At 72.2% G+C, this 23,182-nt stretch carries 15 protein-coding genes and 1 pseudogene; 11 read left to right on the top strand and 5 right to left on the bottom strand.

Features of this window, described 5'->3' with window-relative positions:
- The first annotated feature begins 93 nt into the window (after nt 1-93).
- The 4 genes from ACZ4VW_RS03565 (at nt 94) to ACZ4VW_RS03550 (ending at nt 8,955) form a co-directional block, all read left to right on the top strand.
- Entirely contained in the window at nt 94-3,105 is a 3,012-nt protein-coding gene (locus ACZ4VW_RS03565) for a protein kinase (RefSeq protein WP_467957951.1), read from the top strand.
- Nucleotides 3,106-3,273: 168 nt separating this feature from the next.
- Entirely contained in the window at nt 3,274-5,019 is a 1,746-nt protein-coding gene (locus tag ACZ4VW_RS03560; protein ID WP_467957949.1) for a serine/threonine-protein kinase, read from the top strand.
- 304 nt (nt 5,020-5,323) lie between these two features.
- Complete coding sequence (locus ACZ4VW_RS03555; RefSeq protein WP_467957947.1) at nt 5,324-6,958, top strand: succinic semialdehyde dehydrogenase; 1,635 nt, start codon at nt 5,324-5,326, stop codon at nt 6,956-6,958.
- A 59-nt stretch (nt 6,959-7,017) separates the two neighbouring features.
- A complete protein-coding gene (locus ACZ4VW_RS03550) occupies nt 7,018-8,955 on the top strand; it encodes a GMC family oxidoreductase N-terminal domain-containing protein (protein WP_467957946.1) in 1,938 nt (645 codons plus the stop codon).
- Between the two features lie 1,287 nt (nt 8,956-10,242).
- On the opposite strand, the gene ACZ4VW_RS03545 is transcribed toward ACZ4VW_RS03550, so the two are convergent.
- Nucleotides 10,243-10,530 carry a chorismate mutase gene (locus ACZ4VW_RS03545; protein ID WP_467957945.1) on the bottom strand — a complete coding sequence of 96 codons (288 nt, stop codon included), beginning with the start codon at nt 10,528-10,530 and terminating at the stop codon, nt 10,243-10,245.
- Between the two features lie 329 nt (nt 10,531-10,859).
- On the opposite strand from ACZ4VW_RS03545, the gene guaA reads away from it, so the two are divergent.
- The 4 genes from guaA (at nt 10,860) to ACZ4VW_RS03525 (ending at nt 15,639) form a co-directional block, all read left to right on the top strand.
- On the top strand, nt 10,860-12,461 hold the full coding sequence (gene guaA, locus ACZ4VW_RS03540; RefSeq protein ID WP_467957943.1) for a glutamine-hydrolyzing GMP synthase: 1,602 nt from the start codon (nt 10,860-10,862) through the stop codon (nt 12,459-12,461).
- A gap of 159 nt (nt 12,462-12,620) precedes the next feature.
- Nucleotides 12,621-13,439, top strand: a complete 819-nt coding sequence (locus tag ACZ4VW_RS03535; protein ID WP_467957941.1) for a class II aldolase/adducin family protein — start codon at nt 12,621-12,623, stop codon at nt 13,437-13,439.
- A 204-nt stretch (nt 13,440-13,643) separates the two neighbouring features.
- Nucleotides 13,644-14,873: a hypothetical protein gene (locus ACZ4VW_RS03530; RefSeq protein WP_467957939.1), complete on the top strand. Its 1,230-nt coding sequence runs from the start codon at nt 13,644-13,646 to the stop codon at nt 14,871-14,873.
- 334 nt (nt 14,874-15,207) lie between these two features.
- Complete coding sequence (locus ACZ4VW_RS03525; RefSeq protein WP_467958171.1) at nt 15,208-15,639, top strand: DoxX family membrane protein; 432 nt, start codon at nt 15,208-15,210, stop codon at nt 15,637-15,639.
- Between the two features lie 156 nt (nt 15,640-15,795).
- Here ACZ4VW_RS03525 and ACZ4VW_RS03520 read toward each other — a convergent pair whose 3' ends face one another.
- A complete protein-coding gene (locus ACZ4VW_RS03520) occupies nt 15,796-17,154 on the bottom strand; it encodes a PspC domain-containing protein (protein ID WP_467957937.1) in 1,359 nt (452 codons plus the stop codon).
- Nucleotides 17,155-17,325: 171 nt separating this feature from the next.
- Between ACZ4VW_RS03520 and ACZ4VW_RS03515 the strand changes: the two genes are divergently transcribed.
- Together ACZ4VW_RS03515 and ACZ4VW_RS03510 are read left to right on the top strand one after the other, a co-directional pair.
- Nucleotides 17,326-18,594, top strand: coding sequence for a PspC domain-containing protein (locus ACZ4VW_RS03515; protein ID WP_467957935.1), 1,269 nt, complete (start codon nt 17,326-17,328; stop codon nt 18,592-18,594).
- Nucleotides 18,591-19,298, top strand: coding sequence for a LuxR C-terminal-related transcriptional regulator (locus ACZ4VW_RS03510; RefSeq protein WP_467957934.1), 708 nt, complete (start codon nt 18,591-18,593; stop codon nt 19,296-19,298). The genes ACZ4VW_RS03515 and ACZ4VW_RS03510 overlap by 4 nt, the downstream gene beginning before the upstream one ends.
- 175 nt (nt 19,299-19,473) lie before the next feature.
- On the opposite strand, the gene ACZ4VW_RS03505 is transcribed toward ACZ4VW_RS03510, so the two are convergent.
- Both ACZ4VW_RS03505 and ACZ4VW_RS03500 read right to left on the bottom strand, forming a co-directional pair.
- A complete protein-coding gene (locus tag ACZ4VW_RS03505) occupies nt 19,474-19,881 on the bottom strand; it encodes a DUF3291 domain-containing protein (RefSeq protein ID WP_467957933.1) in 408 nt (135 codons plus the stop codon).
- Between the two features lie 80 nt (nt 19,882-19,961).
- Nucleotides 19,962-21,050, bottom strand: coding sequence for a C40 family peptidase (locus ACZ4VW_RS03500; RefSeq protein WP_467957931.1), 1,089 nt, complete (start codon nt 21,048-21,050; stop codon nt 19,962-19,964).
- A gap of 348 nt (nt 21,051-21,398) precedes the next feature.
- On the opposite strand from ACZ4VW_RS03500, the pseudogene ACZ4VW_RS03495 reads away from it, so the two are divergent.
- A pseudogene (locus ACZ4VW_RS03495) lies at nt 21,399-21,751 on the top strand (hypothetical protein).
- A 101-nt stretch (nt 21,752-21,852) separates the two neighbouring features.
- Here ACZ4VW_RS03495 and ACZ4VW_RS03490 read toward each other — a convergent pair.
- Nucleotides 21,853-23,019 (bottom strand): C40 family peptidase, encoded by a 1,167-nt coding sequence (locus ACZ4VW_RS03490; protein ID WP_467957929.1) that lies wholly within the window; start codon nt 23,017-23,019, stop codon nt 21,853-21,855.
- Nucleotides 23,020-23,182: the final 163 nt, after the last annotated feature.

Genomic DNA, 23,182 nt, shown 5'->3' with positions numbered 1-23,182 from the left:
AGGTCCGGAGCGGAATTGACGGTTTCGCGCGATCCATGAGATCGGTGGGACCGGGTAGGACTCGGGGGACAGCGCGCTCGGTGGGGAGGCGTCGTGGACGATTACGCGGGAAGGGTGCTCGCCGACCGCTATCGCCTGCCCCTGCCTCCCTCGGACGACGTGCACGAACTCGTGGAGACGCGAGCCTTCGACACGTACAGCGGTCAGGAAGTACGCGTACGCCAAGTGCCGTTGCCCGAGGTGGTCGAGGCCGAGTTCGTCGACGCCGACGGATCCGGTTACCGGCCGGACCACGGCCGGGGCGGTGCGATGCGCAGGCCGGCCGACCCCGCCGTGCGGCGTGCCGTCGAGGCGGCGCAGGCCGCCGCGCAGATCCCGGACCACCCACGCCTCGACCAGGTCTTCGACGTGTTCGCGGAGGCCGGTTCGCTGTGGATAGTGAGTGAACTGGTCGAGGCGAGGCCGCTGTCCGCCCTCCTCGCCGAGCGTCCGCTCAGCCCGTACCGCGCGGCCGAGATCGGCTCCGACGTCCTGACCGCCCTGCGCGCCCTGCACGCGCACGGCTGGACCCACCGGAACATCACGCCCCGGACCGTACTCGTCTGCGACGACGGTCGCGTGCTGTTGACCGGCCTCGCGGCGGGCGCGGCGGAGGAGGCCCTGTGCGGGTACGCCCCGGTGCCGTTCGCCGAGGATGAGCCCGGACCTGAGCCCGGACCTGAGCCCGGACCTGAGCCCGGGTCGGAGGCCGGGGACCGGCTCGAGCAGGGCCCGGACGTGCCGGGGCCCAGTGTGCCCGGAGCGCGCGGGCGTACGGAGATCGAGGCGGCCGCCCGACCCGAACTGCCGGGGGAGGCCGATGACCTGGGTACCCCAGGCGCGCGGGCCGCGTTCGAGCGGTCGGCGGGAGGTCCGGCGGCGGACGCACGAGCCGCCCGTGCGGGCGCCATCGCCGCCTACCGGGCGGGCGCGCGCGCCGCGGCACGGGTCGGTGACCCCGGGGCCGTACCGGTGCAGCGCCCAACCTCCGAGACCGGCCCCGAGACCGACCCAGAAGCCGCATCCGGCCCGCACTTCGACCCGCATTTCGGCCTGTACTCCGACCCGAACTCCACACCGGGCTCCGCTGCCGACCCCGACTTCGACGTCGACCCCGACTTCGACGCCGATCCCGACGCCGACCCCGACGCCGACCCCGACTCCGCACCGGACCCCTCGCCCGACTCCTCACCCGAGTTCGCGCCGGGCCGCTCCCTCCCGCGCCCCCCGCTGCCCACGCCCGCGCAGGGTCTCGGGCCGGAGCCGCAGTGGTGGTCGCAGGCGGCCGACGACGAGGACGAGGACGACGTCGACGACGAGTACCCGACCGAGTACCGGAAGGGGCACGGGAGCCAGGACGGCGGGCCGCCCCGTGCGTTGCTCGCCGGAAGCTGGAGCGACGGCCCCCACGCCTCGCGTGACAGCTCCGGCCCCATCCCGGCCGGTGGCGGCTCAGGACACAGCCGGAGCACCGGTCCCGGCCCCGCCCTTCCCGCGCTCCCGGCCGGCTACGCCCCCGCGCCCACCCCGCCGCCCGCCCGCGAGACCGAGCGTGGACGCGCCGCCGGAGGCTGGGACGACGCCACGGAAGGAAGCGTCCCCGCGAACGTCTACCGCGGACCGGCAACCCGCCTCGCGGGCGAGCGGGCCCGCCAGGCGCGGATCGCGGTCGTCGGGGCCGTCACGGAACGCTGGGCACCCGAACAGGCCGGACCGGTCCACGAGAACTGGCGGCTCGCCCCGCCCATCGGCCCCGCCACCGACCTCTGGGCGCTCGGCGCGCTGCTCTACCGCGCCGTCCAGGGCCACGCCCCCTACCCCGAGGACAACGCCGCCGAGCTCGTCCAGCTCGTCTGCGCCGAGCCCCCGGCCTTCGCCGAGGAGTGCGGCCCGCTGCGGCCGGTCGTCGAGTCCCTGCTGCGCCAGGACCCCACCGAACGGCCCGACTTCGAGGAGCTGCGCGGCTGGCTGCGCTCGCTCGTCCGGTCCGCCCCCGAGCCCGAGGCCGGCGTGGGGATCGTCCCGCTGCCCTCCATGGACGCGACCCGGCTGCCCGTCGTACGCCGGCGCGGTGAACTGGTGCGCAGGCGCCGCGGGGGAGCGGCCGGTGGCCGGCATCGCCACAGGAAGGGCAAGGAGCCCCGAGCCCTCCGGCCGGACCGTCGTGACGCACACCGCGACGACCGCGCTGACGCACACCGCGACGACCGCGCTGGCGCGCACCATGACGATCGCCGTGGCGGTCGCCGTGACGCCCGTCAGGAGTACCGACAGGAGTTCCGTCAGGAGCATTTCCACGAGGAGCTTCCCCAGCGCGCCCCGCGTGCGCCCCGTGCCCGCCGCGGGTCGCGCACCACCGGTGGGGCCCGCTCGCCGCGCTCCCTCGGCTGCATGCTTCTGCTCCTGATCCTGTTGCTGCTCGCGGGAGCCGTCGCGTACGCCGCGATGTTCATGCCCAAGGAGGGCGCGGGAGGCGAACAGCCCGCCGGCCGCCCCACCGTGCGCCCCTCGGGGCAGCCCACCGGCACGTCCGCCCCGCCCCCCGCGCCCAGCTCCGAGCCGAGTGCCGCGAAGACGACCCCGCCGGCCGTCGATCCCGGCGCACCCGCCCTGGCCGCCGGGTACACCTTGCGCAAGGACCCGGAGGGCTTCCAGGTCGGAGTCGCCAAGGACTGGCGGCGCAGCCCGATCAACGATGCCGGACAAGTGCGATACACCGGCGGCGACTTCACGCTCATCGTCGTCCCCGGCCGGGACACGGTTCAGGCCAACGGCGGCGATCCGATGGCGTATCAGCGGACCAAGGAGCGCGAGCTCCAGCCGTGGCGGGATTCCTCCTGGTCCAGCGCCTCGGGGCTGCGCCGGATCGATGTGGGGCAGCAGGCCATGGCAGTGGGTCAGTTCACATGGCAGGACACCACCGGTCGTGAGGTCTTCGTACGCAACCTCGCCCTGATCGACGGTGGGCGCTACCACGTGGTGCAGGTCATCGGCCCGGAGAGCGAACGTGACAAGGTGTCGGAGATCTACGACCAGGCCGTGAAGGCGTACCGGGTGACCCGCTGAGGCGGAGCCGGAAGCCGCCGCCCGCGCCCCGGAAGGCCCCCTCGCGCATGGCCGAAAAGCGACGGGTCGGGACGGGCTGGTCACAGTGCTGTTCCTTTGCCCGCCCCGAGGTTCCGTCCCCCGTCTCTCCCTCCGTAACCTGGGCTCAGAAGGAACAGGCGGGGGACAGTGGAACATTCGCAGAGCGCTGACACGGGGGCGGGGCTGCTGCTCGCCGGTCGTTACCGGCTGGCCGAGAGCATCGGCCGCGGCGGCATGGGCAAGGTCTGGCGGGCGCACGACGAGGTGCTGCACCGGGTGGTGGCCGTCAAGGAGTTGACCGCGGGTCGATTCGTGGGTGAGGCCGACCGGCTGGTTCTCCATGCCCGTACACAGAAGGAGGCCCGGGCCGCGGCCCGGATCACGCACCCGGGTGTGGTCACGGTGCACGACGTGCTGGAGCACGACGACCGGCCGTGGATCGTGATGCAGTACGTCGACGGGCCCTCGCTCGCGGACGCCGCGAAGGAGGTGGGCACGATCGAGCCGCGCGAGGCTGCGAGGATCGGTCTGCACGTCCTCGGAGCCCTGCGCGCCGCGCACGCCGCCGGCGTCCTGCACCGGGACGTCAAGCCCGGCAACGTGCTGCTCGCCCGTGACGGGCGGGTCCTCATCACCGACTTCGGGATCGCCGCGATCGAAGGTGACTCGACGATCACCCGGACCGGCGAACTCGTCGGTTCCATCGACTATCTGGCGCCCGAGCGGGTACGGGGCGGGGATCCCGGCCCGGCTTCGGACCTCTGGTCGCTGGGCGCGACGCTGTACACGGCGGTGGAGGGCACCTCACCGTTCCGGCGGACCTCGCCGATCAGCACCATGCAGGCCGTGGTGACCGAGGAGCCCCCGCACCCGGCCAAGGCAGGGCCGCTGGCCCCCGTCATCGTCGCGCTCCTCCGCAAGGAGGCGGCGGACCGGCCGCGCGCGGACGAGGCCGAGCGGATGCTGCTCGATGCCATGGAGGGCCGTACGCCGCGCGCGGCGCAGGCGTACGTACCGACGCGGCGTGTGGGGCAGGAGGAACTGACCTCCGCGACCGCCCGACTGCCCGAGGCCGTGGACCCCAGGACCACGGACGCCAGAACCAGCGGTCCGTCGGCCACCGCCGCCTCGCCCACCACCCCGACGGCCCCCGGCCCCTCGGCCATGCCCGCCTCGCCCTCCGGCCCTCCGTCGGCCGCGCCGCCCTCGCCCACCACCCCGATGCTCGCCGCACCGCTCGAACCGCGCACCCCCGCCGGCAGGGGCGGCCGTGGCCGGTGGCGTACGGCGGTCCTGGCGGCCGTTCTCGCCGGGCTGGTCGCCGGTGGAGCGGTCTTCGCCACCATGAACTACTCCGGCGGGTTCGGAGGCGGAGGCGGGACCGCCGGCCAGAGCACCGGCCCCGTGGTGACGAAGCCCGCCCAGGACACCGTCCCGGCGGGCTGGCACCGCGTCCACGACCCCGAGGGCTTCAGCCTCCTCGTCCCCGACGGCTGGAAGCGGCAGGCCGACGGCGACAACATCGACTACACGCCGGACAACGGCCGCCACCGGATCCGGATCAGCATCGACCCCACGCCGGACTTCGAGAACCCGTACGTGCATGTGCTGGACCTGGAGAAGACCCTCAAGAAGCGCATGCAGTACCAGCGGATCAAGCTCAACCAGAACACCTACCGCGACCAGGTCCGCTCCGCCCGGTGGGAGTTCACCTGGTACGAGAAGCAGGAGTTCCCGGGCCCGCGACACGCCATCGACCAGCTGTACTTCACGGACGACGGCACCGAGTACGCCCTGTACATGTCCTCGCCGGAATCGAGCTGGGAGACCACGCGACAGCAGTTCGACATCGTCCTGCGGCACTGGCGGGCGCCGGGCGAGCAGACGGACTGAGCCGGGCGAGCAGGCGGACCGAGCCGGGTGAGCAGGCGGACCGAGCCGGGCGAGCAGACGGACCGAGCCGGGTGAGCAGGCGGACCGAGCCGGGCGAGCAGACGGACCGACCAGACGGACTGAGCAGACGGACCGACCAGACGGACTGAGCAGACGCGGAATCCGGGAAATCGCACTCGCGCCCGACCGTAAGCCCCTGATCAGGGCTTATGTGCCAGTGATCGCTGGCACGATTGTGCGCACCCGGTGAAAACGCGTTACCGACGGGTACCCAAAGGCCGGAATGCGGCCTACTCTCGCCCTCATGACGGACTCGCAGGCTCGCGCCACCACGCTCACGGCGGCCACCACCACCGGTACGAACCCCCTCGCGCCCTCGCCCGCCGGTGCCCGCACCGCGGCCGACGTGGTGACGCCCGAGGTGGTCGCCCAGCTCACGCGCGGGGTCGTCGGCTCCGGCCGCACCGCCAACCACACCCCCTTCACCGGGGAGCAGCTCGCCGAGCTGCCCGAGTCCACCCCCGAGGACGTCGCCGAGGCCTTCGCCCGCGCCCGCGCCGCCCAGGGCGCCTGGGCCGCGACGCCGGTCCGCGCCCGCGCCGCCGTGCTGCTCCGCTTCCACGACCTCGTCCTCGAGCGCCAGGCGGAGGTCCTCGACCTCATCCAGCTGGAGACCGGCAAGGCGCGTCTGCACGCCCACGAGGAAGTCCAGGCGGTCGCCGTCGCCGCCCGCCACTACGGCCGCAAGGCCCCCTCCTACCTGCGGCCCAAGCGCCACACCGGCGTCGTACCGACCCTCACCAAGGTCACGGAGCTCCGCCAGCCGCGAGGCGTCGTCGGTCAGATCGCACCCTGGAACTACCCCCTGGAGCTGTCGGTCGGCGACGCGCTGCCCGCCTTCGTCTCCGGCAACGCGGTCGTCATGAAGCCGGACACCGAGACCGCGCTCACCGCGCTGTGGGCCCGTGACCTGCTCGTCGAGGCCGGTCTGCCCGCCGAGGTCTTCCAGGTCGTCATCGGCGAGGGACCGGTCGTGGGTCCCGAGGTCGTCAAGCACGCCGACTACGTCTCCTTCACCGGCTCCACCCGCACCGGCCGCGAGGTCGCCCAGGGCGCGGCCGCCCGTCTCGTCGGCGTGACCCTCGAGCTCGGCGGCAAGAACGCCATGCTGGTCCTCGAGGACGCCGACATCGAGAAGGCGGCCGCCGGCGCGGTCCGCGCCTGCTTCTCCTCCGCCGGGCAGCTCTGCATCTCCATCGAGCGCCTCTACGTCCACGAGTCGATCGCCGACGACTTCGTCGCCCGCTTCGCCGCCCGTACGAAGGCGATGCGCCTCGGCAACTCCCTCTCCTACGGCGCCGACATGGGCTGCCTCGTCGGCGAGCGGCAGCTGGAGACCGTCTCGCGCCACGTGGAGGAGGCCGTCGCGAAGGGCGCCAAGCTCGTCGCCGGCGGTGTCGCCCGCCCCGACATCGGCCCGCTCTTCTACGAGCCGACGATCCTCGACGGAGTCGAGGCCCCGATGGCCGTCTGCGGCGAGGAGACCTTCGGCCCGGTCGTCTCGATCTACCGGTTCAAGGACGAGGACGAGGTCATCGAGCTCGCCAACGGCACCCCGTACGGCCTCAACTCCTCGGTCTGGACGAAGGACTCGCGACGCGGCCACGCCGTCGCCGCCCGCCTGCGCACCGGCACCGTCAACATCAACGAGGGGTACGCGCCGGCGTACGGCAGCGTCCAGGCGCCGATGGGCGGAATGAAGGACTCCGGGCTCGGCCGGCGCCACGGCTCCGAAGGCATCCTCAAGTACACCGAGGCCCAGACCGTGGCCCAGCAGCGGCTGATCCCGCTCGCCCCGTCCTTCGGGATGGACGACGAGAAGTACGCCGCGTTCATGAGCCTGTCCCTGAAGGCGATGAAGGCCCTGCGCCTGCGCTGACGCCACAGGCGCCCACCCCGCCCGTTCCCGCTTCCGCCCCTTTTCGTACGAGGAGAGCCATGACCGCGGTACCCCCTGCCCGAAACCAGGACGAGGACGCCCTGGACGCGGCGTACGACTACGACGTCATCGTCGTCGGCTCCGGCTTCGGTGGCTCGGTCACGGCCCTGCGCCTGACCGAGAAGGGCTACCGGGTCGGCGTCCTGGAGGCGGGCCGTCGTTTCACGCGCGACGATCTGCCCAGAAACTCGTGGGACCTGAAGAACTTCCTCTGGGCCCCCGCCCTCGGTCTCTACGGCATCCAGCGCATCCACCTGCTCGGCAACGTCATGGTGCTGGCCGGCGCGGGCGTGGGCGGCGGTTCGCTGAACTACGCCAACACCCTCTACGTACCGCCCGCGCCGTTCTTCGACGACGCGCAGTGGAAGGACATCACGGACTGGCAGGAGGAGCTGGCGCCGTACTACGACCAGGCCAAGCGGATGCTGGGCGTCCGGCTCAACCCGACGACGACCCCGTCCGACGTCCATCTGAAGGCGACCGCCCAGGCCATGGGGATCGGCGACACCTTCCACATGGCGCCGGTCGGTGTGTTCTTCGGAGACGGACGGGACGCCGTCGGCGGGGACGGGGTCGGTACGGCGAAGGTGAAGCCCGGCACGGAGGTCGCCGACCCGTACTTCGGTGGCGTGGGGCCGTCGCGAAAGGCGTGCACCGAGTGCGGCGAGTGCATGACGGGCTGCCGTCACGGCGCCAAGAACACCCTCAACGAGAACTACCTCTACCTCGCCGAGAAGGCCGGCGCGGTCGTCCACCCCATGACGTCGGTCGTCGCCGTCACCGAGGACTCGCGGGGCGGGTACGCGGTCAGGACGCTGCCCACGGACAACAGGAAGAAGGGGAAGGGGCGTACGTTCACGGCCCGGCAGGTCGTCGTCGCGGCCGGTACGTACGGGACCCAGACCCTGCTGCACCGGATGAAGGACTCCGGGCTGCTGCCCCGGATCTCGCCCCGGCTGGGGGAGCTGACCCGCACCAACTCCGAGGCGCTGGTCGGCTCGCAGACCACCGACCGGCGCTACCGCAAGAAGCACGGCGCGCAGAAGGTCGACTTCACCCGCGGCGTGGCGATCACCTCCTCGATCCACCCGGACGAGAACACCCACATCGAGCCGGTCCGTTACGGCAAGGGCTCCAACGCCATGGGCGGCATGACGGTCCTCCAGGTGCCCTACGGCGCACACCGCGTACGGAACTGGCTCCTCCAGATGGCGAAGCACCCCATGCTCGCCCTCCGGTCGCTCTCCAACCGCCGCTGGTCGGAGCGGACCATCATCGGGCTCGTCATGCAGTCCCTGGACAACTCCCTGACGACCTTCCGCAAGCCCAGCGGCATCGGCAAGGGCCTGCTCACGGCCCGCCAGGGGCACGGCGCGCCCAACCCCGACCAGATCCCGGAGGCGACCCGGGCGGCGTCCCTGCTGGCCGAGGAGATCAACGGCTTCGCCGGTTCCAACATCGGCGAGCTGATGGGCACGCCGCTGACCGCGCACTTCCTGGGCGGCTGCCCGATCGGCGCGGACGCGGAGAGCGGCGTCATCGACCCGTACCACCGGCTCTACGGGCACCCGGGGATCTCGGTCGTCGACGGAGCGGCGGTCTCCGCCAATCTCGGCGTCAACCCCTCGCTGACGATCACGGCCCAGGCGGAGCGCGCGATGTCCTTCTGGCCGAACAAGGGCGAGGAGGACCCGCGCCCGGCTCAGGGCGAGGAGTACGTACGGCTCGCGGCGGTCGCCCCGAAGTCCCCGACGGTCCCGGCTGAGGCTTTCGGCGCGCTGAAACTGCCGTTCCTGGGGATGCCGGCCATCCCGCCGCAGACGCCGAAGACGTCGGAGGTGACGAAGGCGCCCGAGGTGACGAAGACGTCTGGGAGCCCGATGACGTCCGAGACCCCGATGACGTCCGGGGTGTCGAAGGTGTCGAAGACGCCGTAGTCAGGAGCCGACCGGCCCGTCGGCCGGAACGCCGGACCCGTGGGCCGGAAACCGGACCCATGGGCCAGAACACGGAAGAGGCGCTGCACCCCCCTCCGAGTGCAGCGCCTCTCCAGTTTCTGGGTGGTGCTGCATACATGACCTGCGACAGGGGGGATTGGTTGCACGCCGGACGGCGACTTTCTGATGTGTTCCGCGTCACATCGCTGGTGCGTACAACCTTTCGATGACGTGTGTGGTCTGTACCTCCGCCGCCCTCCCGTGGCACATCACAGACCCGCCGAGGTCGGCCACCGTCGACATCGACGTCGCCAACTCGTCCGAGGACGAGGAGAACGGTGGCTTCCACGGCCGTGACCTACACCTTCGACCTCTCCGCGCTCACCGGCGTCGCCGATGTCCGCTTCGAGGCGAAGGCGGTGGCTTGAGCGCGGTGCCACCGGAGACATCAAGATCACCTCGGGCTCCGCCGCTTCCGCGGGCTCCTCGACGGGCGGCGGCTCCGCGAACGGCGGCGGTACCGCCGCCGAGGCGGACTGGCCTCGACCGGCTCCACGGTGCTGCTGACCGGCGCCGCCGCGACCGCGGCCCTGGTGGCCGGTGGGGCGTTCGTGCTGGTGACGCGGCGCCGCGCCGCGGCTCGCCAGGGCTGACCGCACCCGTGCACAAGGGCCCCGTGGCGCGATTCCGGTCGCGGTGCGGGGCCCTTGGCGGTCGGCACCGGTGTCAGGGCAGCGGCGGTGCCGAAGGGAGCGGCGCCGGGGGTTTGCGCCGCGTGGGGTGTTGAGGGAGGGACGGGGAGCGGGTGTGGGTTGTCTCGCATCGTGCTGGACGGTGCCGGCGCATCCGTCTGGACCGGTTGCGGTCGGCCCCGGGCGTCCCCGGGGGCCGACCGCCTTTTCTCGGTGACCGGGCTGCTGTCCCCTGCCGTCCGGTCACGCGCGCTGGGGCGAGGTCCCACGACGTACTTGCGGTACGTCACACGCCCCAGCGAAGCCACGCGTGGTTTTTTCGGGCCCGCCCCTGGCTGGCACGGACACCCCGACCAACGAAGGGGTACGGGAGCCGGTCACGCGCCGTACGGGTGAGAGGGGGCCCGAACTCAGGTCCGTACCCCCGCCCCGGCAGGTGAGGCGGCCGTGCGGGTCGGACCTGGGCCGTGCGGGTCGGACCTGGGCCGGGTCCGGGCAGATCGGATCCTGGCCGGGGTCCGGGCAATGAGTCCGGTCCCGGCGCGTGGGACCTTGGCGGGTCGGTCCCCGGGTACCGCGCGAGGACCCGTGCGGGTCAGACCCGGCCCCGGCACAGCTCCAGGACGGTCATCGCCAGCGAGGTGCCCGGCTTGCCCAGCGCGTCCCGGTAGTGGCCCAGGACCTCCATCTCGCGCGCGAGGTTCACGCGGCGACCGCCGGAGCCGATCCGGGCCTCCTGGATCACGGCCGAGACGGCCATCCGTTCCTGGATCAGGCCGATGATCCGGTCGTCGAGGGCGTCGATGCGCTCGCGGGCGTCGCCGATGAGCGCGGCGGCCTCGTCGGTGCGGGCGCCGGTCTTCTCAGCGGTGTTCGCGGTCATGGTGGGGCTCCTTCAGCTGATGGTGTCGGACGCCCCGGAGCGACATGGCCCGGAAACCACGAAGCGCCCCGGGCCTTGTCGGCCCGGGGCGCCTGGGAAGTCGCTTGTCAGTTGCTCAAGCAGCACGACCATGGCAGCCGGACGGGCCGGTGCCATAGGTAAAGACGAAGGTCGGGAGCTTGCGCATGGCGACAGTATGGACCCCCTCCCGAGGGCGGGGACAAACCGGGTTCGGATGGTGAGACGAAGAGCGACCCCGGCGCGCCGGTAGAATCGACAAATAGCCCCCCTTCGGGGGACCCCCTCCCTACCGCCGGAAGGCCGCCGTAGTGTCATCAGCGACTCCCGCTGCCGCGCCCGACGTCACCAACCCGGACGTAGTCCTCGTTGTCGACTTCGGCGCCCAGTACGCCCAGCTCATCGCCCGACGCGTCCGTGAGGCGCGGGTCTACAGCGAGATCGTCCCGTCCACCATGCCGGTGGCCGAGATGCTGGCCAAGAACCCGAAGGCGATCATCCTCTCCGGCGGCCCGTCCTCCGTGTACGCGGAGGGCGCCCCCCGCCTCGACCGTGCGCTCTTCGAGGCCGGTGTCCCCGTCTTCGGCATGTGCTACGGCTTCCAGCTGATGGCGACCACCCTCGGTGGCACCGTCGACAACACGGGCGCCCGTGAGTACGGCCGCACTCCGCTGCACGTCTCCAAGGCCGGATCGACCCTCTTCGAGGGCACCCCGACCGAGCAGTCCGTGTGGATGTCCCACGGCGACGCCTGCTCCGCCGCCCCCGAGGGCTTCGCCGTCACCGCGTCCACGGACGTCGTGCCGGTCGCCGCCTTCGAGAACGACGAGAAGAAGCTGTACGGCGTCCAGTACCACCCCGAGGTGCTGCACTCCACGCACGGCCAGCAGATTCTGGAGCACTTCCTCTACCGGGGCGCCGGCATCGAGCCCACCTGGACCACCGGCAACGTCATCGACGAGCAGGTCGCGGCCATCCGCGAGCAGGTCGGCACCAAGCGCGCCATCTGCGGTCTGTCCGGCGGCGTCGACTCGGCCGTGGCCGCCGCGCTGGTGCAGAAGGCCATCGGCTCGCAGCTGACCTGCGTGTACGTCGACCACGGTCTGATGCGCAAGAACGAGACCGAGCAGGTCGAGAAGGACTTCGTCGCGGCGACCGGCGTCCAGCTGAAGGTCGTCGACGCGCAGGAGCGATTCCTCACCGCGCTCGCCGGGGTCTCCGACCCCGAGGAGAAGCGGAAGATCATCGGCCGCGAGTTCATCCGCGTCTTCGAGCAGGCCCAGGCCGAGATCGTCGCCGAGTCGGCGGGCGCCGGCGAGGACGTCGCCTTCCTCGTCCAGGGCACGCTCTACCCGGACATCGTCGAGTCCGGCGGCGGCACCGGTACCGCGAACATCAAGTCGCACCACAACGTGGGCGGCCTCCCCGAGGACCTGGAGTTCGAGCTCGTCGAGCCGCTGCGCCAGCTGTTCAAGGACGAGGTCCGCATGGTCGGCCAGGAGCTCGGCCTGCCCGAGGAGATCGTCCAGCGCCAGCCCTTCCCGGGCCCCGGCCTCGGCATCCGCATCGTCGGCGAGGTCACCAAGGAGCGCCTGGACCTGCTGCGCGAGGCCGACGCCATCGCCCGCGAGGAGCTGACGGCCGCCGGTCTCGACCGCGAGATCTGGCAGTGCCCCGTCGTGCTGCTCGCCGACGTGCGCTCGGTGGGTGTGCAGGGCGACGGCCGCACCTACGGCCACCCGATCGTCCTGCGCCCCGTCTCCTCCGAGGACGCCATGACGGCGGACTGGACGCGGATGCCGTACGACGTCCTCGCGAAGATCTCGACCCGGATCACCAACGAGGTCGCCGACGTGAACCGCGTGGTGCTCGACGTGACGAGCAAGCCGCCGGGCACCATCGAGTGGGAGTGACCCCTCCCGCACGACCCGTGCGGACCGTATGGCCCTTGGGACCCGTACGACCCGTACGACGGTGAAACCGCCGCCCCCACCATCCGGGGGCGGCGGTTTCGTCGTTCCGTCGTGTGATCTCTCTGGCCAGTTGTACGGCCCGGCGTTACCTTCCCGCGCATGAGCGAGATAGCTGCCGCCGACTCTGTCCCCGACCCGGCACCCGTCCCCGTCCCGGCGGACCGGCTGCACGTGGCGATGCCTCCCGTCCACGAGACCGTCGAGGACGAGCGGACGTACCGCAAGCAGAGACTCGCCGGCGCGCTCAGGCTCTTCGGGCGGTTCGGGTACGAGGAGGGCGTCGCCGGGCATGTCACCGCCCGGGACCCGGCGTACGCGGACTGTTTCTGGGTGAACCCCTTCGGCGCGCCCTTCGACGAACTGACCGCGAGCGATCTCCTCCTGGTCAACGGGGACGGACAGGTCGTACGGGGCGGCTGCTTCGTCAACCAGGCCGCCTTCGCCGTCCACGCCGAGGTGCACCGGGCCCGGCCCGACGTGGTCGCCGTCGCGCACAGCCACTCCACCCACGGGCGGGCGCTCGCGGCCCTCGGCGAGCTGATCGAGCCGATCACCCAGGAAGCCTGCGGTTTCTACGAGGACCACGCGCTCTACGACGCGTACACCGGGGTCGCCGTCGACCGGGAGGAAGGGCGACGGATCGCCATGGCCCTCGGCCCGTACAAGGCGATCGTGCTGCGCAACCACGGGCTGCTGACCGTCGGGTCCTCCGTCGACGCGGCCGCCTGGTGGTTCATCGCGATGGAACGGTGCGCCCAGGTGCAGCTGACCGCTCGGGCGGCGGGCAAGCCGGTGCCCATCGGGCACCGGGACGCGGTCGCCACCCGGGAACAGCTCGGCACCGACCTCGCCGCGTGGATCAACTACCAGCCGCTGTGGCGCAGGATCAGCCGTGCGGAGCCCGACCTGCTGGCGTAGCCGCCGCGAATGTCGTCGCTGTCGCTGTCTCTGTCTCCGTCTCCGTCTCTGCTCCGCCGTGGAAGTGCCTTCAACTGTCTTTACGTCAATGTGATGACGGTTCAATCACTCTCCCGCGGGGCGCTCGGAGCGGGCGAGAGGCCCCCGGGTGGGGCACAATTCCCAAGAATCACCGGCCAATTGACCGATCGGGAAGTGAACGGCGTGGCGGTACAAGAGGCGAGACAGTGTGATGACCACGTGCGGTGCGCTCAGGGCGGGCGTGCGGGTCACCGGCGTGCCGTCGCCGCCTTCCTCGCCCGGCGGGACGAACTCGCCGCGGGCCAAGGGGTGCCCGCCGCCGTCGCGCACTCGCCCGGCGCCTCCCGTCAGTGGGTCTCCGAAGCGCTCGCCCAGTCCGCCCGCGCCGTCTCCGCGCGGGGCCGCGAGGCCGGTGATGCCTGGCTCCGGCGCGTCCGGCGCGCCACCCTCGGCGCCGTGTGGGGCGCGGTTCTCGCCCTGCTGCTGGCGCAGGCGCTCACCGCGATCGGCTCAGGATGGACGGGGGCGCGCACGGCCGGTCTGGTGGCCGCGCTCCTTCTGGCGCTCCCGTTGACCTGGGTCGCCCACGCCCACCGGGCGCGCGGTGGGGTCCTGGCGCCGCTGGTCGGCGAGGACAACCGGCTCTCCACCTCCCGCGCGGTCGCCGCGGCGTGGCTGCTCTTCGCCGTGTACGCCGTCCTCTTCCTCGGGGTGCGTCTGCTCACCGGCGTCGACCGGACCGGCCTCGGGATCTCCCACGGCGCGGGACTGCTGAGCCTCTTCGCCCTGACGTCGGCGGTCGCCGTCGCCACCCGCCGGATCGTGTGGGTACGCGTCGTGGGGCAGCGGCTGCAGAAGGTCCGCGCCGACCGCCCCCGCGTCGCCGACCTCTTCTGCGACGACGACGGGCGGGCGTGCCTCACCGACCTCGGGTACGTCCTGGTGTCGGGCGCCGCCCTCGTACTCGGCGCCGTGCGCCTCGGGCGGGAACCCGACCGGCTGCCCGGGCTGCCCTGGGCCCTCGTGCTCCTCGTCGCCGTGGCGGCGGCCGGCTATCTCGCCGCGAAGTGCGGGGAGGGCGGCCGGCCCGTCGTCCTCTCCGTCGTCCGGTCCCGCGAGGCGGGCGACCTGGACGCCCCGATCCGTACCGGCGACGACATCGAGATCCGGGGGACCGGGTTCGTCCCGGCCGGCGCGAACGGTCCGGACGCGTTGACCCGTCTGGTCGTGCGCATCGGCTCCGTGCACGCCCACGTTCCCCTGGTCCCCGTACCGGGTGGCTTCGCCAACCCGACGGACTCCTCGCTGACCGTCCCGCTGCCCGTGGACGTGGAGCCGGGACGGGTCGAGATGTGGGTGGTGACGGCCTCGGGCGTGGAGACCAACCGCGTCACCATCGACGTGGTCGACTGAGGCCACCGCTGAGCCGACCGCTGTCTGAACTCTCGGCGTGTTCGTCGCGTATCCACCTGCGGGGGGTCCGAGGACAATCGGTTCTGCGGACAGTGGCGCGGAGAGGCAGGCCGTGATGTCAGGACGAATGCACAGAGCGACCGGGACGTACGGAACCGGGGACGGTGACTACGGCGATAGCGGCGACGGCGGTTCCGGCGGTGGCGGTTACGGCGGTGGCGACTACGGCGGTCCGGGCGGTCCGGGTCGGCACGGCAATCCCGGTGGACCGGGTGGTCGGGGCCGGTCCGGGCGGGGGGGCGGTGGATGGAAGGAGACCGCCTCCCGGTACGCCCTGCTGCCGCTGAGGCTCTTCCTCGGCGTCACCTTCATCTATGCCGGGCTCGACAAGCTCACCGACTCCACCTTCATGTCCGCTACCGGCAGCGGATCCATCGGCGAGATGATGCGGGGCGTCCGAGACGGCTCGGCCGTCCCGGCCCTCGTGGACCTGGCGCTCGACAACCCCGTCGGGTTCGGTTACGCCATCGCCTTCGGCGAGCTCGCCGTCGGCATCGGGACGCTCATCGGCCTGTTCGCCCGGCTGGCCGCGGCCGGCGGGGCGCTGATCTCGCTGAGCCTGTGGCTGACCGTGAGCTGGCAGAGCGACCCGTACTACTACGGCAACGACCTCGCCTATCTGATGTCCTGGCTGCCGCTCGTGCTCGCCGGCGCCTCCGTGTTCTCGCTCGACGCCGCTCTCGCCGAACGGCGGCGCAGGCGGTAGGCCACCCAGGTCGCCAGGGCGGCCGTGCCCAGGCCGCCGCAGAGAACCGGGATCACCTCGTACCAAGGGGTGGCCCAGGCGTCCGCCGCGTCGCCCGCGTACATGACGGAGAGACCGAGGGCGGTCGCGCCGGCGATCAGCCGGCCGGGACGGAACTCATGAAGCAGCACGGGTGACCTCCACCTGTCCGACCCCGACCTCCAGCGAGAGGTTCACCGTCCCGCCGGGGGCCGAGCCCTTCGGCGGGACGAGCGTACGGCTCTCGTCGCGGTCCGGCGCGATGTCGATGTCCTCGGGGCGCTGCTGGGGCAGTTGCAGATCACCCAGGCCGACCTGGGCCCGCAGCTTCACCGTGACGTTCTTCGGGACGACCACTTCGATCTTTCCGGCGCCGACCTCGGCCGCGGTGTCGACCGTGGTCCCGGCGGGCACGGCGAGGCGGGAGAGATCGAGCGTGCCGACGCCCGTGCCCAATTGGTAGCGGGGCTGTACGGCGGCGACCGAGGTGGGTTTCCAGGTCGTGCGGACCCAGTCCGTGGATATCTCCTTCGGCAGCGCCGCCGCCACGGCGAGCAGACCGGCGGTGATTACGGTCAGGAAGATCGTGCCGAACCCGGTCCGGCCGAGGAAGCTGCTCACCGCCAGGCCGAGGCCGAGCACGCCCAGCGCGGCGACCAGGCCGATCTGAAAGCTGGTGCCGAGCGGATGGGCCTCCCAGGACAGACCCGTGCCGAGGCCGCCGGCCAACAGCGCGAGCAGGAAGAGCAGGCCGCCGATGGAGCGCGGGCCGCCCCGGACCACCGTCGACGCGGTGGGCCGATGCCTGGCGTCCACCGCGTCGGTGCCCCACTGGCTGCCCGGCACCGGCACCTCGCCGCTCTCGAGCCGGCCGTCCGGACCGACCACGCCGTGCGGGCCCCAGAGATAACCGACGGCGATCGGTCCGGTCGAGCCGTCCTTGACTATGGGGTCCCTCCACCAGGAGGGGAACTCCACCAGCGGCGGGGGCTTCGCCTCCGGCGGGGCCTCCGCGACGGCCTGCGCCGTCGCCGCGTCCATCCGGCCCTCGGCGTCACCGCCGACCGCCTGCACGCGCCGCTGCGACCAGACCGCGGCGCCACACACCGCTATCGACAGCATCATCGTGAACGCCAGCATCCCGCCGTTGCTCAGCATCGACAGGAAGACGCCGCAGCCGACCAGCGCCATCAGTACTGCCGCGAGGGCCGCCCCGTCGACCCGGCCCGAGAGCAGTCTGCGCCCCTCGTTCTCCTCCTCGCCCGCGAGCGGGAGCAGCAGCCACGCGAAGCCGTAGAAGATCAGCCCGATGCCGCCGGTCACGGACAGCACGCCGACCGCGATGCGGAAGATCACCGGATCGAGATCGAAGTGCCGGCCGAGGCCGCCGCACACACCGGCCACGACCTTGTGCCGCCGCGAGCGGCCCAAGGCCGTGACGGGCGGGGCCTCCGCCGGCGGCGGGGCCTCGTGGTGGAAAGGCGTCGAACTCGTCATGCGTCCATGGTGACGGCCGACGCCCCACCGCGGCACCGGGGCCGACCCTGGCGCGACCCTGATATTCGACCGGCCGTCCACCCGGAGAACCTCCTAGGGGCCGCTTCCTAGGGGCGATCTCAGGGACCGACCCTGATGTCCCCCAACGGCCGCTCGTGTGACGATCGGTCCATGCCAGCAGCCGCCCGAGTCACCGACACCGACGAACCGCCCGTGCGCAAGCTCTACCGGAGCGCCGACGGCCGGTGGCTCGGCGGTGTCGCACGCGGTCTCGCCGGACACCTGGGCCTGCCCGTCGTCTGGGTCCGTGCTCTGTTCGCTGCCCTGCTTCTCGCGGACGGCCTCGGCGCCCTGCTGTACGCGGTGTTCTGGATCGTCGTCCCGCTCGGTGTCGGCGGCCGCTCCGCGCCCCGACCCGTGTTCGAGACGACCCCCGACGGCCGGCGCAGGCTGCGCAAGCCAGACCGCGGCCAGGTCTTCGCGCTGATCGCGCTCGCGATCGGCGCCGCGATCTTCGCCGGCAACATCGACTGGGGCAACAGAACGGACCGCTATGTCTGGCCGACGCTCCTGATCGGTGTCGGAGTCGTGCTCGTCTGGCGACAGGCGGACAACGCCCGACGGGCCAGCTGGACGGAGCCGGGCCGCCGCCGGCGCACTCTGCAGCTCGCCCGCGGTTTCGCCGGGGTCGCCCTCGTCGGCATGGGGCTGACGGTCTTCATGGTGGTTCGCGGCTCCGCGGCCCAACTGGGCACGGCGCTGACCGCCGCGATAGCCGTGCTCACCGGCATCGCCCTGCTCGCCGGGCCCTGGCTGGTGCGGATGTCGCAGGACCTCTCCGAGGAGCGGACCATGCGTATCCGCGCCCAGGAGCGCGCCGAGGTCGCGGCTCATGTCCATGACTCGGTGCTGCACACGCTCACCCTGATCCAGCGCAACGCCGATGAGCCGGGCGAGGTGCGCCGGCTCGCCCGGGCCCAGGAGCGCGAGCTGCGGAACTGGCTGTACAAGCCGGAGGGCACCGGAAAGGACGAGGGGGAGGAGCCCGAGACGCTCGCCGAGGCGGTGAAGCGGGCCGCCGCCGAGGTCGAGGACAAGCACGGCGTCCCGCTGGAGGTCGTCGTCGTGGGCGACTGCCCGCTCGACGAGAAGCTGGCCGCGCAGATGCAGGCCGCGCGCGAGGCGATGGTGAACGCCGCGAAGTACGGTGGCGAGGGTGGGGCGGTGCAGGTCTACGCCGAGGTCGAGGGCCGTACGGTCTTCGTCTCCGTCCGGGACCGTGGGCCCGGCTTCGACCTCGATTCCGTGCCCGACGACCGGATGGGCGTAAGAGAATCGATCATCGGCCGGATGCAGCGCAACGGCGGTTCGGCCCGATTGCGGTCCGTGCCGGGCGGAGGCACCGAAGTGGAGCTTGAGATGGAGAGGGCGGACGCATGAGTGACGAGACCGGCACCGGGACGACAGCGGCACGGACCACGGAGCGTCGGGTACGGGTCGTACTCGTCGACGACCACCGCATGTTCCGCACGGGCGTCCAGGCCGAGATCGGCCGGACCGAGGTCACCGGCGTCGAGGTGGTCGGCGAGGCCGCCGACGTCGACCAGGCGGTCACGGTGATCACCGCCACCCGCCCCGAGGTCGTCCTGCTCGACGTGCATCTGCCCGGCGGCGGCGGGGTCGAGGTGCTGCGCCGCTGCGCGAGCCTGATGGCGGCGCCCGAGGACCCGGTGCGCTTCCTGGCCCTCTCGGTCTCCGACGCGGCGGAGGACGTGATCGGGGTGATCCGGGGCGGGGCCCGCGGTTACGTCACCAAGACGATCACCGGTACCGACCTGGTCGACTCGATCTTCCGCGTGCAGGAGGGCGACGCGGTGTTCTCCCCCCGCCTGGCCGGCTTCGTCCTCGACGCCTTCGCCTCGACCGACGCCCCGCCGGTCGACGAGGACCTCGACCGTCTCACCCAGCGCGAGCGCGAGGTACTGCGGCTGATCGCCCGCGGATACGCGTACAAGGAGATCGCCAAGCAGCTCTACATCTCGGTGAAGACGGTCGAGTCGCACGTCTCGGCGGTCCTGCGCAAGCTGCAGCTGTCCAACCGGCACGAGCTGACCCGCTGGGCGACCGCCCGCCGACTGATCTGAGCCCCCCACCCAGCCCCACCGGCCCCCGATCAAAGCGCCTGCCCACCCAGCCCCACCCGCCCCACCCAGAGCGTCTGCCCACCCAGCCCCCGGCGGCCTCCCCGCGCCCGGACCGTCGGCCCGCCATCGCGGGCCGACGCCTGGCCGGGCGGCCGAACGGACACGGACACGACCTTCAGTGCGACTTGCTCTTCGCCGCTTCCTCGGCGAGCCGCCGCCCGGCCTCGTCCCAGTCGATCGGCAGCTGCTCCACCGGCACCTGCCAGTAGGTGAAGGTGGAGTCGCGCATCGTCGGGCGCAGGCCGTTCATGATCGAACGGTGGGGCTCGGCGCGGGCGTAGGCAGTGAGGGCGGCACGGTCCTCCCACGCCGAGAGGGTGTAGAAGGTCCGCTTCAGCGGCCGCGCCGTCAACGACGCGCCGAGGGCGCCCGGCGCCGACTTCACCTGCCGCCACGTGCGCAGGGACTGCAGAAAGAACCGGGGGACGTCCTTCAAGGAGCGCACCTCGAAGCGGGAGGCCATGACCAGAGCCTCGGTGCCGGGGCGGGCCGGATGCGGAACGGTCCAGGGGAGCGTGGGCATGGGTGTCCTCTCCACGATTGGATAGTGGCACTACCTACAGTAGATAGCGCCACTATCCAAAGGTCAAGAGGTTCCAGTCCTCACCCCACCCGCGTCGCGCCGGCGAACGGCATCTCGTCGATCGGCGCCACCCGGATCGGAGCGCCCGGGCGGGGTGCGTGGATCATCTGCCCGCCACCGATGTACAAGCCGACGTGACTGATGCCGGAGTAGAAGAAGACCAGGTCACCCGGAGCCAGTTGGGAGCGGGACACCCGCTGCCCGGCATTGATCTGCGTGTACGTCGTGCGCGGCAGCGACACCCCGGCGGAGCGCCACGCGGCCTGCGTCAGGCCCGAGCAGTCGTACCCCGACGGGCCCGTCGCGCCCCACACGTACGGCTTGCCGATCTGGTCCCTGGCGAAGGAGATCGCCTGAGCGGCGCGGCTGTTGGGCGCCGAGATCGGACCGCGCGCCTCCGTGGTCCGGTCGGCGCGGGCCCCGGTCGTTCCGGCGGCCCCGCCGGAGCCGTCCGTGCCGCTCCGGCCCGTACCGGCCACCGCCTGATACCGCGCCCGCTCCTCGGCGGTCAGCCGGGCCAGCAGGGTCCGCGCCTCGTCGAGCTTGCCCTGGACGGCCGTCTTCTGCCGCCGCAGATCGGCCTCGTGGCCACGCAACTCTGTCAGCCGCTCCGTCGACTCGGTCCGCAGCTGCTTGATCCCGGTGAGCTCCCGCCGTACGGAAGCGATCGCCGCCGCCTGCCGCTCCCCGGCCTTCTCCACGAGCGCGGCGCGCGCCAGGTACTGGTCCGGGTCGGAGGTCAGGGCGAGCTGTACGGCGGGGTCGAGGCCGCCGGAGCGGTACTGCGCGGCGGCCGTGGAACCGAGCCCGTCCCGGGCGCTGTTGAGGCGATCGGTCCTGCGGGCGGCCTCGTCGCGCAGCCGGTCGAGCGCGCCCCGCGCCTCGTCGGCCTTCTCCTTGGCCCCGTTGTACCTCTCGGTGGCCACCTCGGCCTCCTGGTACAGCCGGTCGACCTTCGCCTTGACCTGCGCGGGGGTGAGCCTGGGCTCGGCGTGCCCGGAGCCCTCGAAGACGGTCGCCGTGGCCGCGGAGGCGAGGGCGAGCGTGGCGGCGGTCCGTGCCGCCTGGCCACCGAGGGGTGAGTTCCTGGGCTTCCGGTGAGCTGCCACGAGGGCGGGTCACATCCTCTCCCTGTGGGGGTCGATGCCCGGCCGGGTCCGGCGATGGACCGCACAGGGGAGACGGCCCACCGCCGGATTTCTCGGCGGGGGCGACCGACTGCCGCCGGAAGGACCGGCGGGTGGTGGGAAGTCGGCCACCTGGGGGAGGACGCTAAACCTCGGCGTCACGGCAGTGCGGGGAGTTGACCGCTATTGGCGGCAGTTGGCGTTCCAGGACCGTTCGCTTCCGGCGCGGGCGACGGGTGGGTGCCGCATTGCGGAAGGGCCCTGACCGATGCGGCGGAGTGGCCGCACCCGGCCGAACGGCGGTGCTAGGGCCCGGTTAGGCTCCGCCCCATGGACGTACTCATCAATGTCTTCGTCGCCCTGCACATCATCGGGATCGGCTCGCTCCTCGGAGGGTTCCTCACCCAGATGAAGGCGATGGGCGCGGGTACGGCCCGCTTCGTGCCGGCCATGCTGCACGGCGCGCTGACGATGCTGGTGACCGGGGTCGCCCTGGTCGGCTCAACAAGGCGGACGACCAGGCCGTCAACAACGTGAAGATCGGCATCAAGCTGGCGGTCCTCGTCGTCATCCTCGCCCTCGTGTACGTGAAGCGGGACGAGGAGACCGTCGACAAGGGCCTCTTCGGCGCCGTGGGCGGGCTGACCGTGGCCAACATCTTCATCGCGACGCTCTGGACCTGAGACCTCCTGAGACTTCCCGAGACCTCCTCTGACTTCCCGAGACCTTCTGAGACTTCCTGAGACTTCCTGAGACCTCAGGTCCGGACGAGGACCCAGGGGCGTCAGGCCGGGCGCACGCTCCCGTAGATCGGCATGTAGTAGATCGACTCCTCGCGGACGTCGGCGCCCGGCTTCGGCGCGTGGATCATCTTGCCGCCGCCGATGTACAGGCCCACGTGGCTGATGTCGTCGTAGAAGAAGACCAGATCGCCGGGGAGCAGATCCGCCGTCGCGACCCTGGTTCCGACCTCCACCTGGTCCCAGGTGGTGCGCGGCAGCTCGACGCCCGCGGCCTTCCAGGCGGCCTGGGTCAGCCCCGAGCAGTCGTACGAGCTCGGACCCGTCGCGCCCCAGACGTACGGCTTGCCGATCTGCGCCCGGGCGAAGGCCAGTGCCTTCTCGGCCTTCGCCGCGTACGTCGAGTCGGTCGAGCCGCCGGTCGCCGGCGGCTCGGGCTGCTCCCCGGTCGCCGCCTCCTCCTGCCGGCGCCGCTCGGCCTCGGCAGCCGCCGCGGCAGCCTTGGCGGCCGCCTCGGCCTTCGCCCGCTCCTCCGCCTTGCGCCGGGCCTCGGCCTCGCGCTTGCGCTCCAGCTCCGCGAGCCGGGCCTTCTCCTCGGCCGTCAGCCGGGCCAGGAGCGTCCGCGCCTCCGCCAGCTTCCGCTGGACGGTCTGCTTGCTCGTGCGCAGCGTCGCCTGCGACTCGGTGAGGCTCTCCAGGCTCTTGGTGGCCTCCGCCCGCTGCTTCGCCGCCGCGGCGCGCTTGCCCTCGTAGTCCGCCACCGCGCTGTGCTGCCGCTCGGAGAGCCGGGCCATGAGATGGGTCTGGTCGAAGTACGACTGCGGGCTGTCGGCGAAGATCAGCGCGGCGGTCGGGCCGACCGCCCCCGACCGGTACTGCGCCGCCGCGTACGAGCCGAGCGCGCGACGGGACTCGTTGATCGCGTCCGTCTTCCTGGCCACGTCGTCCAGGATCCGGTCGACCTTCCGGCGCTGTTGGTCGGTGGCCTCCTTGGCGCGGTTGTACTCCTGCGTCGCCGTGCCGGCCTGCCGGTAGAGGTCGTCGACCTTCTTCTGGATCTCTTCCACCGTCGGCTTCGGGGCGGCGGGCGCCGCCTGGGCACTCTGCGTGGACAGCAGCGTGACGGAGGCGATGGCGGCCGTCGTGACCCCGACGGCGGGGGAGTGCGGACGTGTGCTGCGCGGCTTGCGATGGGACGCCAAGACCGGCATCTCCTTCCATGGCCGCCGACATGCGTGGGCCCGAACGGCTTCGGACCGGGCCGGATGCGGCGTGGGCCGCCCGCTCGGCGCGATTCGCCGTCGGAGAGGACGGGCTGCTTGGGCGAGCACGCTAGCCAACCCGTGGGGCGGCTGTGAAGGCCGATGTTCGATA

This window comes from Streptomyces sp. NPDC029139, assembly GCF_055564335.1.
The sequence above is the reverse complement of the archived record's forward strand: the minus strand, read 5'-3'. Positions and strand labels throughout refer to the sequence as shown.

Coding starts and splice junctions, on each gene's coding strand:
- ACZ4VW_RS03510 (WP_467957934.1), top strand. CDS start 18,591: ATGAGTGACGAGACCGGCACCGGGACGACAGCGGCACGGACCACGGAG.
- ACZ4VW_RS03505 (WP_467957933.1), bottom strand. CDS start 19,881: ATGCCCACGCTCCCCTGGACCGTTCCGCATCCGGCCCGCCCCGGCACC.
- ACZ4VW_RS03535 (WP_467957941.1), top strand. CDS start 12,621: ATGAGCGAGATAGCTGCCGCCGACTCTGTCCCCGACCCGGCACCCGTC.
- ACZ4VW_RS03545 (WP_467957945.1), bottom strand. CDS start 10,530: ATGACCGCGAACACCGCTGAGAAGACCGGCGCCCGCACCGACGAGGCC.
- ACZ4VW_RS03555 (WP_467957947.1), top strand. CDS start 5,324: ATGACGGACTCGCAGGCTCGCGCCACCACGCTCACGGCGGCCACCACC.
- ACZ4VW_RS03550 (WP_467957946.1), top strand. CDS start 7,018: ATGACCGCGGTACCCCCTGCCCGAAACCAGGACGAGGACGCCCTGGAC.
- ACZ4VW_RS03520 (WP_467957937.1), bottom strand. CDS start 17,154: ATGACGAGTTCGACGCCTTTCCACCACGAGGCCCCGCCGCCGGCGGAG.
- ACZ4VW_RS03490 (WP_467957929.1), bottom strand. CDS start 23,019: ATGCCGGTCTTGGCGTCCCATCGCAAGCCGCGCAGCACACGTCCGCAC.
- ACZ4VW_RS03515 (WP_467957935.1), top strand. CDS start 17,326: ATGCCAGCAGCCGCCCGAGTCACCGACACCGACGAACCGCCCGTGCGC.